The 14,635-nt window shown below is 39.9% G+C and carries 16 protein-coding genes, 1 pseudogene and 1 riboswitch; of the genes and pseudogenes, 14 read left to right on the top strand and 3 right to left on the bottom strand.

The window, feature by feature from the left end:
- Nucleotides 1-20 precede the first annotated feature (20 nt).
- The 4 genes from ACIQXR_RS05170 to ACIQXR_RS05155 all read left to right on the top strand — a co-directional run bounded on the left by ACIQXR_RS05170 (nt 21) and on the right by ACIQXR_RS05155 (nt 2,708).
- Complete coding sequence (locus ACIQXR_RS05170; protein WP_403079610.1) at nt 21-599, top strand: DUF6470 family protein; 579 nt, start codon at nt 21-23, stop codon at nt 597-599.
- 8 nt (nt 600-607) lie between these two features.
- Entirely contained in the window at nt 608-1,054 is a 447-nt protein-coding gene (fliW, locus tag ACIQXR_RS05165; protein WP_403079751.1) for a flagellar assembly protein FliW, read from the top strand.
- Complete coding sequence (csrA, locus tag ACIQXR_RS05160) at nt 1,054-1,287, top strand: carbon storage regulator CsrA (protein ID WP_403079609.1); 234 nt, start codon at nt 1,054-1,056, stop codon at nt 1,285-1,287. Before fliW ends, csrA begins: the two co-directional genes overlap by 1 nt.
- A gap of 137 nt (nt 1,288-1,424) precedes the next feature.
- Nucleotides 1,425-2,708 (top strand): flagellin N-terminal helical domain-containing protein, encoded by a 1,284-nt coding sequence (locus ACIQXR_RS05155; RefSeq protein WP_403079608.1) that lies wholly within the window; start codon nt 1,425-1,427, stop codon nt 2,706-2,708.
- 64 nt (nt 2,709-2,772) lie between these two features.
- Here the strand turns inward: ACIQXR_RS05155 and ACIQXR_RS05150 are convergent, their stop codons facing one another.
- Together ACIQXR_RS05150 and ACIQXR_RS05145 are read right to left on the bottom strand one after the other, a co-directional pair.
- A complete protein-coding gene (locus ACIQXR_RS05150) occupies nt 2,773-3,987 on the bottom strand; it encodes an IS110 family RNA-guided transposase (protein WP_403079607.1) in 1,215 nt (404 codons plus the stop codon).
- A 144-nt stretch (nt 3,988-4,131) separates the two neighbouring features.
- Nucleotides 4,132-4,308, bottom strand: a pseudogene (locus tag ACIQXR_RS05145) (recombinase family protein); the annotation flags it as partial.
- A 215-nt stretch (nt 4,309-4,523) separates the two neighbouring features.
- Between ACIQXR_RS05145 and flaG the strand changes: the two are divergent.
- The 7 genes from flaG to ACIQXR_RS05110 all read left to right on the top strand — a co-directional run bounded on the left by flaG (nt 4,524) and on the right by ACIQXR_RS05110 (nt 8,969).
- Nucleotides 4,524-4,886 (top strand): flagellar protein FlaG, encoded by a 363-nt coding sequence (gene flaG / locus ACIQXR_RS05140; RefSeq protein ID WP_402991236.1) that lies wholly within the window; start codon nt 4,524-4,526, stop codon nt 4,884-4,886.
- A gap of 11 nt (nt 4,887-4,897) precedes the next feature.
- Nucleotides 4,898-6,442, top strand: a complete 1,545-nt coding sequence (locus ACIQXR_RS05135; protein WP_403079605.1) for a flagellar hook-associated protein 2 — start codon at nt 4,898-4,900, stop codon at nt 6,440-6,442.
- Between the two features lie 25 nt (nt 6,443-6,467).
- Nucleotides 6,468-6,869, top strand: coding sequence for a flagellar export chaperone FliS (gene fliS / locus ACIQXR_RS05130; protein ID WP_403079604.1), 402 nt, complete (start codon nt 6,468-6,470; stop codon nt 6,867-6,869).
- Entirely contained in the window at nt 6,869-7,213 is a 345-nt protein-coding gene (fliT, locus tag ACIQXR_RS05125) for a flagellar protein FliT (protein WP_483878324.1), read from the top strand. Before fliS ends, fliT begins: the two co-directional genes overlap by 1 nt.
- 257 nt (nt 7,214-7,470) lie before the next feature.
- Nucleotides 7,471-8,028: a ribosome hibernation-promoting factor, HPF/YfiA family gene (gene hpf, locus ACIQXR_RS05120; protein ID WP_403079601.1), complete on the top strand. Its 558-nt coding sequence runs from the start codon at nt 7,471-7,473 to the stop codon at nt 8,026-8,028.
- Between the two features lie 335 nt (nt 8,029-8,363).
- Entirely contained in the window at nt 8,364-8,561 is a 198-nt protein-coding gene (locus tag ACIQXR_RS05115) for a hypothetical protein (RefSeq protein WP_403079600.1), read from the top strand.
- 160 nt (nt 8,562-8,721) lie between these two features.
- Nucleotides 8,722-8,808: riboswitch (cyclic di-GMP riboswitch) on the top strand.
- A gap of 32 nt (nt 8,809-8,840) precedes the next feature.
- Nucleotides 8,841-8,969, top strand: a complete 129-nt coding sequence (locus ACIQXR_RS05110; protein WP_402991245.1) for an anti-repressor SinI family protein — start codon at nt 8,841-8,843, stop codon at nt 8,967-8,969.
- Nucleotides 8,970-9,070: 101 nt separating this feature from the next.
- Here ACIQXR_RS05110 and ACIQXR_RS05105 read toward each other — a convergent pair whose 3' ends face one another.
- Nucleotides 9,071-9,391: a helix-turn-helix domain-containing protein gene (locus ACIQXR_RS05105; protein ID WP_402870625.1), complete on the bottom strand. Its 321-nt coding sequence runs from the start codon at nt 9,389-9,391 to the stop codon at nt 9,071-9,073.
- A 413-nt stretch (nt 9,392-9,804) separates the two neighbouring features.
- On the opposite strand from ACIQXR_RS05105, the gene secA reads away from it, so the two are divergent.
- From secA to ACIQXR_RS05090, 3 genes are all read left to right on the top strand, one after another.
- The gene (gene secA, locus ACIQXR_RS05100; protein ID WP_403079598.1) at nt 9,805-12,318 is read left to right on the top strand and encodes a preprotein translocase subunit SecA; all 2,514 of its coding nucleotides are present in this window, start codon (nt 9,805-9,807) and stop codon (nt 12,316-12,318) included.
- A gap of 169 nt (nt 12,319-12,487) precedes the next feature.
- Nucleotides 12,488-13,586 (top strand): peptide chain release factor 2 gene (gene prfB / locus ACIQXR_RS05095; protein WP_402870630.1). Its coding sequence is split into 2 segments (ribosomal slippage): nt 12,488-12,559 and nt 12,561-13,586, totalling 1,098 coding nucleotides; the frame shifts between segments, so codons are not numbered across the junction.
- 171 nt (nt 13,587-13,757) lie between these two features.
- The gene (locus ACIQXR_RS05090) at nt 13,758-14,621 is read left to right on the top strand and encodes a YitT family protein (protein WP_402954594.1); all 864 of its coding nucleotides are present in this window, start codon (nt 13,758-13,760) and stop codon (nt 14,619-14,621) included.
- The last annotated feature ends 14 nt before the right edge of the window (nt 14,622-14,635 follow it).

Here is a 14,635-nt window from a genome sequence, read left to right as displayed (position 1 = left end):
TAAAGAGAGGAGTGATGAAGATGCAAATGCCACAAATTCGTTTGCAGTCTACATCGATGCAAATCGGACTGAATATCGAGCAGCCGGTACAGCAAATAGAACAAAAAGCAGCAGACTTATCGATAGAACAGCCAAAAGCGATTTTGGAGATCCAGACAACCCCTGGAAAACTGACAATCGATCAATCAAAGGCTAGAGAAGATATGGATTTGAAAAGCTTATCCAAGCGAGTGGAGGAATTTGCCCAGCAGGGGTATCAGGATTGGCTGGCTGGTATGGCAAGAAGATCCCAACAGGGGACGGAATTGAGGCATATTGAAAACGGTGGGAATGCGATAGCTTCTCAAGCGAAACAGAACGGTAAAGGTCCGGAGAAGCAATTCAATCTTGGTTGGATTCCTTCACATTTTAGTGTAAAGCTAGATTATCAACCGGCCCAAGTCGATATTGAAGTCACTCCACAAAAACCAAACATTGATGTTCAAATTAATAGACCGACCCATGAATATACGCCAGGTAATACGAAAGTAGAAGTTCTACAAAAAAATTCGCTGGATATAAATTTTGTTAACTTATTTCCAGATGAGATAGGTGAGTGAAGACATATATGATAAGGCAAACAAAATTTCATGGTGAAATAGAAATATCAGAGGAAGATATTTATAGATTTGAAAGCGGGATACCGGGGTTTCTGGAGGAAAAGCAGTTTTGTTTATTACCATTAGAAGAAACACCATTTTTCGTTCTCCAATCTATTGAAACAAAAGCAGTTGCTTTCATCGTAACGAATCCTTTTGATACTTTTCGTGATTATCAAGTGAAGCTGACTGATGAAGTACTTTCTACCTTACAAATAGAAACAGAAAAAGAAGTCATCACGCTTGTCATCTTAACAATTCAGGATCCTTTTAATCAAACAACTGCTAATCTTCAAGCTCCTATTATTTTAAATAGCGATAAAAAAACAGGGAAGCAGTTCATCATGAATGGTAGTGGATATTTGAATAAGCACTTGCTTATTGAACCTCTAGAAGTAGAACAGGGGGAATACTAATGCTTGTCTTAACTAGAAAACAAAATGAATCGATCATGATAGGGAATGATATAGAAATTACTGTTCTTGCAATAGAAGGTGAACAGGTAAAAGTAGGTATCAATGCTCCGAAGAATGTGGATATTCACAGAAAAGAAGTTTACCTGTCTATTCAGCAAGAAAATAATGAAGCCACTAAAACAGAAACCAATATGCTGGAAAAAATAAATGAATATTTTAAGAAAGAATCTTAAAAACTGCTAAATATGTTTCTAAGACTGTCGATATTATATATACAACGTTGGTTAGTGAAATAGGCGGCCGACTTATTCACTACTCATCGTAAAAACCACATGGATGTGGGAACTGAAAACTCAAGGAGGAAATACAAATGATTATCAATCACAATATCGCAGCTCTTAACACACATCGTCAGTTATCAAGTGCAACTTCTGCACAATCTAAATCAATGGAGAAATTAGCTTCAGGTATGAGAATTAACAAAGCTGGTGATGATGCGGCAGGTCTTGCAATTTCTGAGAAGATGCGTGGACAAATTCGTGGATTAGACCAAGCGTCTAAAAACTCACAAGATGCAATATCTTTGATATCTACTGCTGAGGGTGCACTAAACGAAACACATGATATCCTACAACGTATGCGTGAGTTAGCAACTCAATCAGCTAATGATACTAATACAACAAGTGACCGTGGTGAAATTCAAAAAGAAATCAATTCTTTAACTTCTGAGATAAACAGAATTGGTAATACAACAGAATTTAACACTCAAAAGTTATTAAACGGTTCTAAAGATTCTGCAACTGCTGCTGTAGCAATTGGAGATGAAATTACTTCAGCACAATCATCAAAAGTAGCCATTGGTGATTTGACTTTTACTGCGAAAACTGCTGGGACTGCTGGGAACTCAATTTCAGTAGAGATTGTACAAGGTACCGGCGTAAGTACACCGAATGCAGCGGCACTAAGTGGAAGCAAACTTACAATTACTTTAGGAACAGATGCATCAAGCGTGGCACTACCCGTAACAGCTGATGCAATTAAAACTTTAGTTGATGGAGTAGGTAGTATTAATGTTGATGTAGCTGTTGCAACTGGTAAAGGTTCTACTGCACAATCTGTAGCTTCTGAAACAAATCTTACTGGTGGAGCTGCTGCAGTCTTAGCAACTGAAGAAGTTGAGGCTGGTGCTGGACTTCAATTCCAAATTGGTGCTAATGAAAACCAAAGCTTAACATTAGAAATCGGTGACATGCGTGCAGCTAATTTAGGTATTACAGGAACATCTGGTACTACAGGATTTACTTCTGCAGATTCAGTAACGAATGGTACAGATTCAGCTGTAACAGAAGCAGCTCTTGATGTTTCAACACATGGAAATGCAGCTGCTGCAGTGACTAAGATTCAATTAGCAATCGATAAAGTATCTGCTGAACGTTCTAAACTTGGTGCGAACCAAAACCGATTAGAACACACAATCAACAACTTAAGCACATCTTCTGAAAACTTAACTGCTGCGGAATCTCGTATCCGTGACGTAGACATGGCGAAAGAAATGATGAACCAAACTAAGAACTCTATTCTTTCTCAAGCAGCCCAAGCAATGTTGGCTCAAGCTAACCAACAACCGCAAGGCGTTCTTCAATTACTTCGTTAATCTTCGCCCCACGGCTTAGATTGGCTAAAAAAAGAGACTCTAGGGATTTTCCTAGGGTCTCTTTTTATGCACTCTCATTCTCTAATACAGGCTGTCTATAAGGTGTTTTAGTCTTCATAATACTAAATACTATGTTTACGAGCCTTCTTTCTACATAGACCATGGCTTGTTTCTTCTTGCGCCCCTCTTTGATTTTACTTTGGTAGTATTCATACATGATTGGGTTCATATTTTTTCTAATTTGTGTTAAGGCTAGGGAGTAGAAGGCTTTGTTAAGTTCTCTGTTACCTAATTTGTTTAAATAATTTCTTTGGCTCTCCCCCGAACTGTGTTCCAGTGGAGCTATTCCAGCCAATTTAGCTAGTTTATTTGCCTTAGGAAACCTATTGACATCTCCTATATTGGCTATGAAGGTAGCTGCCAGTACTGTATCAATACCATTTATAGTCTTGAGCGGATATCCTGTTACTTCGATTAAGTTATCAAGGGTTTTATCAAGACCATCAATCTGATTTTCTATATGTTCGAGGGAATTTATGAAAGATATCACACTTTCATTTTGTTCCTTCTGATAATCTGTCTTATTCCAGCCGTTACTATCAATAGCTTCTAATATCTCTTTTGCCTTCTTTTTAGGTACTGATTTATTAAATTTTTTTAGGTCTTCCATCAGTTCCCGCTCTGTGACCGCTTCAAGTAAGTTAGGTGAAGGATATTTCTTGAAGAAACCTTTTGCCGTTTTACTTTCTAGATCCTTAAAAAATTCTTTATGCATGGGGTAATGATGAACAAGGATATTCTGAAGTGACATTTTGATATTGGCTGTCATTTGAACATAATTGTTTCTAGTATTGAGTGTTTGTTTGATGGCAAGATATACATCTTGAGGATCGGCAAAAGGGAGATGTTTATATTCAAAAATAAGAGTTTTGGCAACCGCAAGAGCATCAAGCTCATCAGATTTATTGTGATTAGTTCCAATACTTCTTTGTTTCTTTGTATAAGAAGAGTTAACTTCCTTTACTATAAAACCTGAGTCAAGTAGGTATCTGGCAAGACTTCTACCATAAAAATTAGCATCTTCTAAACCAAATACAATTTCTTTCCCGTCTGACTTCTTCTTCACTTGTTCAACGAATGCAGGAAAAGCAGAGAATGCATTCTTTAGGTTAAATGTCTTAATTTTATCTCCAAAACAGTCAGTTAATACTGCAACATGATTGGTTTTATGTAGGTCTACTCCTACAAATACGCATTTAGTTCTGTCTAGCTGGTTCATTCAGATGATTCCTCCTAAGTAATTTCTATTTATTGTTAATAAGAGAATGTGACAGCGTCAGTTATAGCGTTAGCCCGCCAATAAAGGAGACTCGCAATGATACGTTAGTCTAACACTCTCTTATCTACCAAACTAAAATTCGGATTACAAAATGGCTTTATGTTGACCTTGTGAGGTGGTAACATCTCCATATTGATATGTCCCTTTATAAAAATCTTCACGATCTAAAATTCGTTTTACTTGAACCTTGGTAAACTGTTTTCCCTTATTAGTTTTATGACCTTCTATATTGAGTTGATCAGCTACTTTTTGGAGTGACCAGTCACTATTTGATGATATGAAGCGGATCCTAGTTTTTTAGCTAGGGTCTTCTCGTGCTTACTATTTTTCTCAAATAAAAGAGTTGCCTTCAAATAATTTTAAAATGAACCCTTTCTGATATTCGCTAAATCTACGTAACCCCATTCCAATCACTAAATATTAACTGGCAAATACCGATATAAAAAGTAAAGATATCTTATTGGAGGCAAAAAAAGATGTTGGAGAGTCTATCGACGAATATTCTTTCCTCGCAACTTAGAACAGCAATCTCAGAAGGAATCAGTACGTATTATCAGAGAGAAATCAATACAGTAGCATATTCAGAACAAAGTGTAGAGTCAAATGACAAGCCAACGAAAGAGAAGGTTCAGGAGGTAACTGAAAGTTTAAATACCTTTCTAAATCCAACACATACAGCGGTACGCTTTGAATATCATGAAAAACTGGACGAGTATTATGTTAAAGTCGTTGATGACATAACAAATGAAACAATCAGAGAAATTCCTCCAAAAAAGCTTCTAGACTTTTATGCCGCAATGACGGAATTTGTCGGGATAATGGTAGACGAAAAAATATAAGCAGGTGATGAATGATGGTACGTGTCAGCGGATTAGCGAGTGGGATGGATATAGATGATATAGTGAAAAGTATGATGCAGGCAGAACGAGTGCCTTTGGATAAATTAACGCAGAAAAAGCAATATTCTGAGTGGCAACGAGATGATTATCGAACGGTCAATACAGCATTATCTGAATTGGATAAACTGATCTCAGATGGAGTTGGAAAACAATCTTCGTTTATCAAAAAAACGGTGTCTGTATCAAATCCAGATGCAGTATCTGTGCGGAATATTAATTCAACAAGTGATTTTACGGGGAAGATAAATGTAACGACCCTTGCTACAGCAGCACGTTTGACAAGTTCTAGAAAGACGGATGTTGAAAATGCCCAACAGAAGTTAACAGACCTGGGAATAACGGTACCTCAAACAATTACTATATTGGCGGTTAATAAAAATGGTGGTATAGATACGGAACGAGATGAAAATGGTAAAGAGAAGCTAGATTCTGGTGGAAAAGTTATAGAGAAGCCATACACTCTTGAGATTAATCCGAATGATACTTTAGAAAGTGTCATTGAAAAAATTAATGCAAATTCAGGAGTAACGGTCTTTTTTGACCAAGGCTCTCAAAAATTTTCAATGACAGCTAAGAATACGGGTGATGCTAAGAATAATGATGGAACGTATCGACCTGAAATTGAATTAGCGGGTGAACTTTTTACAGATGTTTTTAAAATGAGTACTAGTGCAACGAATGGAACCAACGCAACGGTAGAGTACAACGGCCTCACAATTTCAAGGCCATCAAACACCTTCCAAATCAATGGTGCCGAAATTACCGTGAAGAAACCAACAACGGAAGCTGTTACGTTCTCCTCCAAAGCTGATGTGGACACTATTTTAGACACGGTCACTCAGTTCGTGAACAAATACAACGAAATCATCAAAAACATTCAAGACAAAACTAGTGAATCGAAATATCGTTCCTATACGCCTCTTACAACAGAGCAAAAGAAGGCCATGACCGAAGATGAAGTGAAGCTTTGGGAAGAGAAGGCGAAGAGTGGGACATTGAAAAATGACTCTACTCTAAAGAATCTTCTCACAACGATGAGGTCTTCTCTTTATACCTCGGTAAGTGGTATGACAGGGAATAACACGCTCAGTGGCTTGGGGATTACCACAACTAAGAATTACTTAGAAGGTGGCAAACTTACCATTGATGAGGATAAACTGCGTGCAGCCATTTCAGAAGATCCTAATGCGATTTATAAATTATTCATGACTGAGGGGAATAGTACTGATAAAAGTTCGCAAGGTTTAGCACGGCGTTTGCGTGCTGATATCCAATCATCCATAAAGGTGATTACAGAAAAAGCAGGTAAGGCCGGTTATGTAAATAATATGTTTACCATTGGGAAATCGGTCAATGGGCTGGATACCAGAATTTCCACATTCGAGGCAAAGCTAATCAAACTTGAAACCCGTTACTATAATCAGTTTACAGCCATGGAGAAAGCGATATCAAGAGCCAATAGTCAAAGTTCCAGTTTATCGCAATATTTTAGCTAAGTAAGAAAGGAAGAATGAAAAGAAAATGGCCATTAATAATCCATACCAATCCTATCAACAAAATTCAGTGAATACAGCGTCTCCGGGGGAGCTTACCCTCATGCTTTATAACGGATGCCTGAAGTTCATTCTACTTGGAAAAAAAGCCATTGAAGCGGGTAAGATCGAAGAAAAGAATACGAATATCTTAAAGGCGCAAAACATCGTTCATGAGCTGATGGTGACCTTGAATATGGATGTAGCCGTATCGAAAGACTTGATGAGCCTCTATGATTATATGAATCGTCGTCTGATTGAGGCTAATTTGAAGAATGATATCGCAGCTCTAGAAGAAGTGGAGGGGCTTGTTACCGAGTTCCGTAACACATGGAAGGAAGCCATTCAATTGAACCGCCAAAACCAATTCGTCCAAAGTGGTCAAGTTTGATGGTGCTTCAAGACTTTCATGATGTCACAACAGAATTACTAACCGTCTTGCAGGACCAAAATATTGTCGAACGCGATGATCGAATCGAGCGAATCACAAAGTTGCTTGACCGTCGTGAAGCGTTTCTTTCGCATATCAAGCCGCCTTTTTCTGATGAAGAGCTACAATTGGGGCGTCAATCCATGCTTCTGAATCAGCAGGTCGATCAATTGTTGTTGCTCCAAAAGCAAGAGATTCAGCGGGATATAAAGGAATTGAACCAGAAAAAGAAAACTTCAAATAAGTACACCAATCCTTATGAGAATCTTTCCACGGATGGTATGTTTTACGACAAAAAGAAATAAACCCTTACCCAAACCGTTTGAATTTCAAACGGTTTTTGTGTAAATTTTTTTCTAAAATTTCTGTGAATTACGATGGCTAATTTTTTCTTTATTGGGCAGTGTTTGGTATAATAGAGCTAAGGTAGACATCAACCTTTTTCAAACCTTCCGACAATTGTTTCATAATTTCGACATATTTCATGATGTGTTTCTAAAGGAAACCGGAGGGGTATTGTAGAATCTAACTGTATAGTCTTAATTTAAGGAGGACTCACTTTATGAATTACAACGTACGCGGTGAAAACATTGAGGTAACTCCAGCAATTCGAGAATACGTCGAAAAGAAAATTGGCAAGTTAGAAAGATATTTTAACAATACGCCAGATGCAAATGTGCTAGTGAATTTGAAAGTGAACAATAATACGTCCAAGGTCGAAGTGACGATTCCGATGCAGAATTTGGTTCTTCGCGCTGAAGAAGAAAATGCGGACATGTATGCCGCAATTGATTTGATCAATGACAAGCTAGAACGCCAAATTCGTAAACATAAAACGAAGGTCAACCGAAAGTTCCGCAACAACTTAACCAATACACCGGAAGCATTCGCTTTTGCTACGGAAGTCGATGAAGTGGCGGATGAATTCGAAGATGACAGCGATATTGAAGTGGTCCGTAACAAACGCTTCGATTTGAAGCCGATGGACAGTGAAGAAGCGATTCTGCAAATGAATATGCTTGGTCACAGTTTCTTCGTTTACACGAATGCGGATACGAATACAACCAACGTCGTGTATCGCCGGAAAGATGGACGATACGGATTAATAGAACCAAGTTAATTTAATCATGAAATGCATGGAAGCACCGTCCAGACTCTGGGCGGTGCTTTTTAGGCATGCTCCTTTTCTATTTATCGATATAGGTATAAGGTAACGGATTCTTTTTCGAATTTAAGACTGTTTCAAAAATTTAAGAAGGTATATTCCTTTCATAACAGGAGTTCTCAAATGAAGTAGAGTAAATTTACTTTTCTTTAAAACGAACAAAAAGCGTTCTTTTATGAGAAAAATAGCTTTTTATACCCATTCCTATATTCCCTTAATTTGGCATATAATCAACTTAATCGTTCTTTAAAAAGAACAAGTGGTTAATAAGGTGTAGAGGGGATGGGATGTTGTTTCGGAAAAATTGCCATACATGCAATAGGGCTTCGTTTAGTAGTTCGGAAATGGGGAACTGGTTTTGTCCGACCTGTGGCGAGGATTTGACCGTGCAAAAGGCCTTTGATGCCCTGTCGGTGGAGCGAATTAATATGTCTCATCGCCTGAATGAAAAGAGCAAGGTTTTTTATTATCTGAATAAGCGAACGTGATCTTTTGTTTTTATGTAAATCCATCCTTGATTTTCTCCTACTTGTTGTAATTTGTCGATAAACATTTCCTTATTTTGGGTAACTGGCGACATAAACTAGCAACATATGTAGGGTGTATTCCCTATAATAAGATTGTAAACTATGCATTTAGTAATATTTATCGAGAAAAAGGCAAACTTATCGAAAGGTGAGGGCGCAAAGGCACAGGTCTAAGGCTGTAAGGAGCTAAGATGGCTGGTCTGCCTGAAATACAAGGTAGTATTTTAGGAGGTTGATAAAATGATTACGACGGAAATGGATCAAGAGTGGATGACGTTGATTTTGGAGGCAAAAAGCTTAGGATTAACGAAAGAAGAGATCCGTGATTATCTTGCACGGGAGTCATCGAAGGGGAATTGCGAAAAATGAGAAAGATGTGGAAAGCATCCCTATAAACAGTATTGAGCATGGCTGTTTATAGGGATGCTTTCGTTTGCGTAAATAGATTGATATACTTTCTATCTACTATTCTATTCGTTGCTCTTTTTCCATTTGTTAAACTCAATAAATTCTCGGAATTGTTGTTTTGAAACACCTGAATGCATGGCATCTTCAACGATTTTTATCCAGTCGGTATCCAGGATTTCCTTATTGGGAGCATCGTAAAGAAGGGCATCAACAGGAACATGAAGCACTGCAGAGATTTTTTCCAAAAATTGAATGGAAGGGTTCGTTTGTAAGTTCCGTTCGAGCGAACTTAAGTAAGACTTGGCTACCCCTGCTTTCTCGGCTAGTTCAGTCATCGACATTTTCTTTTCTTCCCGCAGCTTTTTAACACGCTCACCGATCATCATTACCACCTCGAAACTAGTTCTATTTATCCCGCAGAATAAGCTTTGTTAACCCATACAGTGTCTTCTACCATCCAGGTTTTCAAGGGAATGGTATCAACTATCATTGAACCCTCTCATTATAGTAGTTGAGAGATATAGCCTTTTATAAAGACCAGCTGTGCAAACGTGGGCCTACTTATATGTATTTTAAATCTTCCCTCTATTTTAACAGTTTTTGCCCTGTTTTATCCATTGTTTTTCGCAAGAAGTGATTTCTGGCCCATAGTCCTGAAAGTGACATGAAGTTGTACCTCATGAATAGAAGTGGTAAAATTAAGACTAGATTATTATCGGCTGAAGGTGTGTTCCTTCTTACTTATATGAATGAACGATATTGAATGATCATTTTCCCAATAGAGGAGCGTTAATGAATGCTTAATATATTAAATAAAGTTTTTGATCCGAATAAGCGAGAACTTAAGCGGTTAGAGAAAGTGGCTGATCAGGTCGAAGCGCTAGCGGATGAGATGGCTTCGTTATCGGACGAGCAGCTGACTGCCAAAACCGAAGAATTCAAGACACGTTATCAAAACGGGGAAACTGTGGATGATTTGCTCGTTGAAGCGTTTGCTGTCGTACGTGAAGGTGCAAAGCGGGCCCTTGGCATGTATCCATTCCGCGTTCAGATCATGGGTGGGGCGTCCCTTCATGATGGGAATATTTCCGAAATGAAAACAGGTGAAGGGAAAACGTTGACCTCAACCATGCCCGTATATTTAAATGCGATTACTGGCAAAGGCGTGCATGTCGTGACCGTCAATGAATACCTCGCACAACGTGATGCGACTGATATGGGTGTGTTATACAATTTCCTCGGACTGTCTGTCGGCTTGAATCTCAACAGTCATTCTAAAGAAGAAAAGCAAGAAGCATACAATGCAGATATCACGTATAGCACGAATAATGAGTTAGGTTTCGATTACTTGCGTGACAATATGGTGCTATATAAAGAACAAATGGTACAACGGCCATTGCATTATGCGGTCATCGATGAAGTCGATTCCATCTTGATCGATGAAGCGAGGACGCCGTTGATCATTTCCGGTGCGGCGCAAAAATCAGCCCAGCTGTATATCCAGGCGAATGCGTTTGTACGTACCCTGAAAAAAGATACGGATTACACGTATGATGAGAAAACCAAAGGCGTGCAATTGACTGAAGAAGGTATGAATAGGGCTGAAAGAGCGTTCAATATTGATAATTTATTCGATATCACTCATGTGACATTGAACCATCATATCAATCAGGCATTGAAGGCGCATGTTGCGATGCATCTGGACGTGGATTATGTGGTCCAAGACGGCGAGATTGTCATCGTTGACCAATTTACGGGCCGTTTAATGAAAGGTCGCCGTTATAGTGAAGGACTTCATCAGGCCATTGAAGCAAAAGAGGGGCTTGAAATTCAAAATGAAAGCATGACCCTTGCGACGATTACTTTCCAGAACTATTTCAGGATGTATGAAAAACTTTCTGGTATGACAGGTACGGCCAAGACGGAAGAAGAGGAATTCCGTAACATCTATAATATGAATGTTATTGCGATTCCAACGAACCGGGATATTGTCCGGGATGACCGACCAGATCTCATTTATGCGTCAATGGATGGGAAATTCAGAGCGGTCGTGGAAGATATTGCAGAGCGTCATGTAAAAGGACAGCCCGTGCTGGTTGGTACGGTTGCCATTGAGACTTCGGAGATCATTTCTAATTACTTGACGAAAAAAGGCATTCCTCATAACGTGTTGAATGCGAAGAACCATGAGCGTGAAGCGGAAATCATCTTGAATGCAGGGAATAAGGGAGCGGTTACGATCGCCACGAACATGGCCGGCCGTGGTACGGATATCAAGCTAGGTGAAGGTGTCAAAGACGTGGGCGGGCTTGCCGTCATCGGGACGGAACGTCATGAAAGTCGCCGGATTGATAACCAGCTGCGTGGTCGTTCTGGTCGTCAGGGAGATCCAGGGGTCACTCAGTTCTATCTATCCATGGAAGATGAATTGATGCGTCGCTTTGGTTCGGATAATATGAAGAGTATGATGGCGCGCCTTGGCATGGATGATTCCCAACCCATTCAAAGCAAAATGGTGTCAAGAGCCGTTGAATCCGCTCAGAAACGGGTTGAAGGCAATAACTTCGATTCTCGTAAACAATTGCTGCAGTATGATGATGTTCTTCGTCAGCAACGTGAAATCATATACAAACAGCGTTTCGATGTAATGGAAAGCGAAAACTTGCGTGAAATCGTTGAAACGATGATCACGGCGTCCATTCAACGTAATGTTGCAGCTTTTGCGCCAATGGGCGATGAGGAAGGCTGGAACTTGCAAGGACTTGTCGATTACTTGAACGGCAATCTATTCCAAGAGGGTGAGATTACAATTGCCGATTTGGATGGGAAAGATGAATCGGAACTAGTTGAATTCATTCTAGGAAAAGTAAAAGAAAGTTATGATCAAAAAGAAGCCGAGCTTTCAGAAGAGCAAATGCGCGAGTTCGAAAAAGTGATCGTGCTTCGGGCGGTGGACAGCAAGTGGATGGATCATATCGACGCGATGGAACAATTGCGTCAAGGGATTCACCTACGTGCATATGGTCAAATCGATCCGCTTCGTGAATACCAATCAGAAGGCTTCGCGATGTTTGAAAGCATGATTGCTTCGATGGAAGATGAGGTCACTAAGTACATTATGAAAGCTGAAATCCGCAATAACTTGGAGCGGAAGGAAGTCATAAAAGGACAAGCGGTCAATCCGAAAGAAGACGAAGGCGGCAAAGTGAAGAAGGCGCCGGCTCGTAAATCAGAAGATGTCGGGCGAAATGCTTTATGTCCATGTGGCAGCGGAAAAAAATATAAGAATTGTCATGGCAACTTAGCCTGAAAATAGGTGTATAATGGAGAAGAGACGGATAAGTTAAATGAACTTACCGCCTCTTTTCATGTTTCGTTTAGTAAAGCGGACGGGATGCATATCGTTTTGATAAGGTATATTTGCATGAAGCAAATCCCGATACGGGATTTTTTTTAACATACTAATGAGGTGAATAGAAATGGAAATGGCAGAAATCAGAAACGAATTAGAAAGAACAGCGCAACGATTAACGGACTTTAGGGGGTCTCTTTGACTTAGATGAAAAAGAGGCACGCATTGCACAACTAGAAAATGAGATGACGCATCCTGACTTTTGGAATGATCAACAAAAGGCTCAAGGTGTCATCAATGAAACAAACGCATTGAAAGAACAAGTCGACCAATTGGCCGAGTTGAATGATTCATATGAAAATCTCGATTTGACGTATGAACTGGTCAAAGAAGAGAATGATGAAGATCTTATGACGGAGTTAGTGGAAGAAATCACGATTCTTTCCCAAAAGATGAATGACTTTGAACTACAGCTTCTACTAAGTGAAGAGTATGATTCGAAAAATGCCATTCTGGAACTGCATCCGGGTGCAGGCGGAACAGAGTCCCAAGATTGGGGTTCCATGTTGCTACGCATGTACACTAGATGGGGCGAAAAAAGAGGATTCAAGGTGGAAACCCTTGATTACCTTCCAGGTGATGAAGCGGGAATCAAGAGTGTAACGCTCCTATTCAAAGGCCATAACGCTTATGGCTATTTGAAAGCGGAAAAAGGCGTGCACCGCCTTGTCCGGATTTCTCCTTTCGATTCATCAGGCCGCCGTCATACTTCGTTCGTATCATGCGAAGTCATGCCGGAATTCGATGAAACGATTCATATAGATATCCGTACGGAAGATTTGAAAATCGATACGTACCGGGCAAGTGGCGCCGGCGGTCAGCATATTAACACGACTGACTCAGCTGTCCGGATTACCCATTTACCAACGAATACGGTCGTAACGTGTCAAAATGAGAGATCGCAAATCAAAAACAAGGCCCAAGCGATGAATATGCTGAAAGCCAAATTATATCAACTTGAGATCGAACAGCAACAAGCCGATTTGGATGAAATCCGCGGTGAACAGAAGGAAATTGGCTGGGGAAGCCAAATCCGCTCTTACGTCTTCCACCCTTATTCCATGGTAAAGGATCACCGTACAAGTGCGGAGACCGGAAACCTTGGAGCAGTCATGGATGGAGATATCGATATGTTCATCGATGCTTATTTACGTTCTAAATTATAAGAGGTATGAATCGAACCGGATCTTATTCGGTTCGATTTTTTTGTACAACATTTCAATTCATTAGTCCTTTACCACGTCATCTGGCTGTTATTTACAGGAAATGAACAGGGATGCTATACTACTTTCGGTTAAGACTAATTAAATAAGAAGGATTATGAGGAGACAACCAGAATGAGAAAGAGATATCGGGAGCCAAAGCACCCTTTGATACAAATTTTGATGGAATATGGTCTAGTGTTGATAGGGTCAGGCATCATCGCGATTGGGTTCAATGTATTTCTTCTACCGAACCAGGTCGCTTCAGGCGGGGTCAGCGGAATCAGCACGATTCTATATACCACGCTAGGTTGGGAACCAGCGTATGTTCAGTGGGCATTTAATATTCCTTTATTCATTGCCGGACTTATTGTACTTGGAAGGAATTTTGGTGCAAAAACGTTCATCGGAACGTTATTTTTACCGTTTGTCGTCTTCCTGACAAAGGATTGGGAACCATGGACGAACGATGCTTTACTTGGGTCACTTTGTGGCGGTATCCTTGTCGGATTAGGATTGGGCATAGTCTTTCGCGGGAAGGCTTCTACCGGGGGAACGGATTTAGCGGCGCAAATCATTCATAAGTATACCAATTTGTCATTGGGGACATGTGTGGCAATCATTGACGGCCTCATCGTATTGAGCGCGGCCATTGTTTTTGATATTGAAAAAGGGCTGTATGCCTTGATCAGCTTATATGTCACAAGTAAGACCATCGACCTTATCCAAGTTGGATTCAACCGTTCCAAGATGGCATTAATTATCACGAATAATGAACCCGAAGTTAGGGATGCTATTATACATGAACTAGACCGCGGTGTTACACGGATTTCCGGGCATGGCGGCTATACGGACGATTCCCGTCCGATTTTAATGTGTGTCATCGATCAATCTGAATTCACCAAATTGAAACAATTGGTCAAAGTCGTTGACCCTAAAGCATTCGTGATCGTCATGGATGCCTCAGAAGTACTTGGAGAGGGTTTTAAACTCGATTGAGATTGGTATAATGT

This window comes from Peribacillus sp. NPDC097224, assembly GCF_044761985.1.
Classification (GTDB): domain Bacteria; phylum Bacillota; class Bacilli; order Bacillales; family DSM-1321; genus Peribacillus.
Note: the sequence above shows the minus strand (reverse complement) of the source record. Positions and strands in the feature narration are given on the sequence as shown.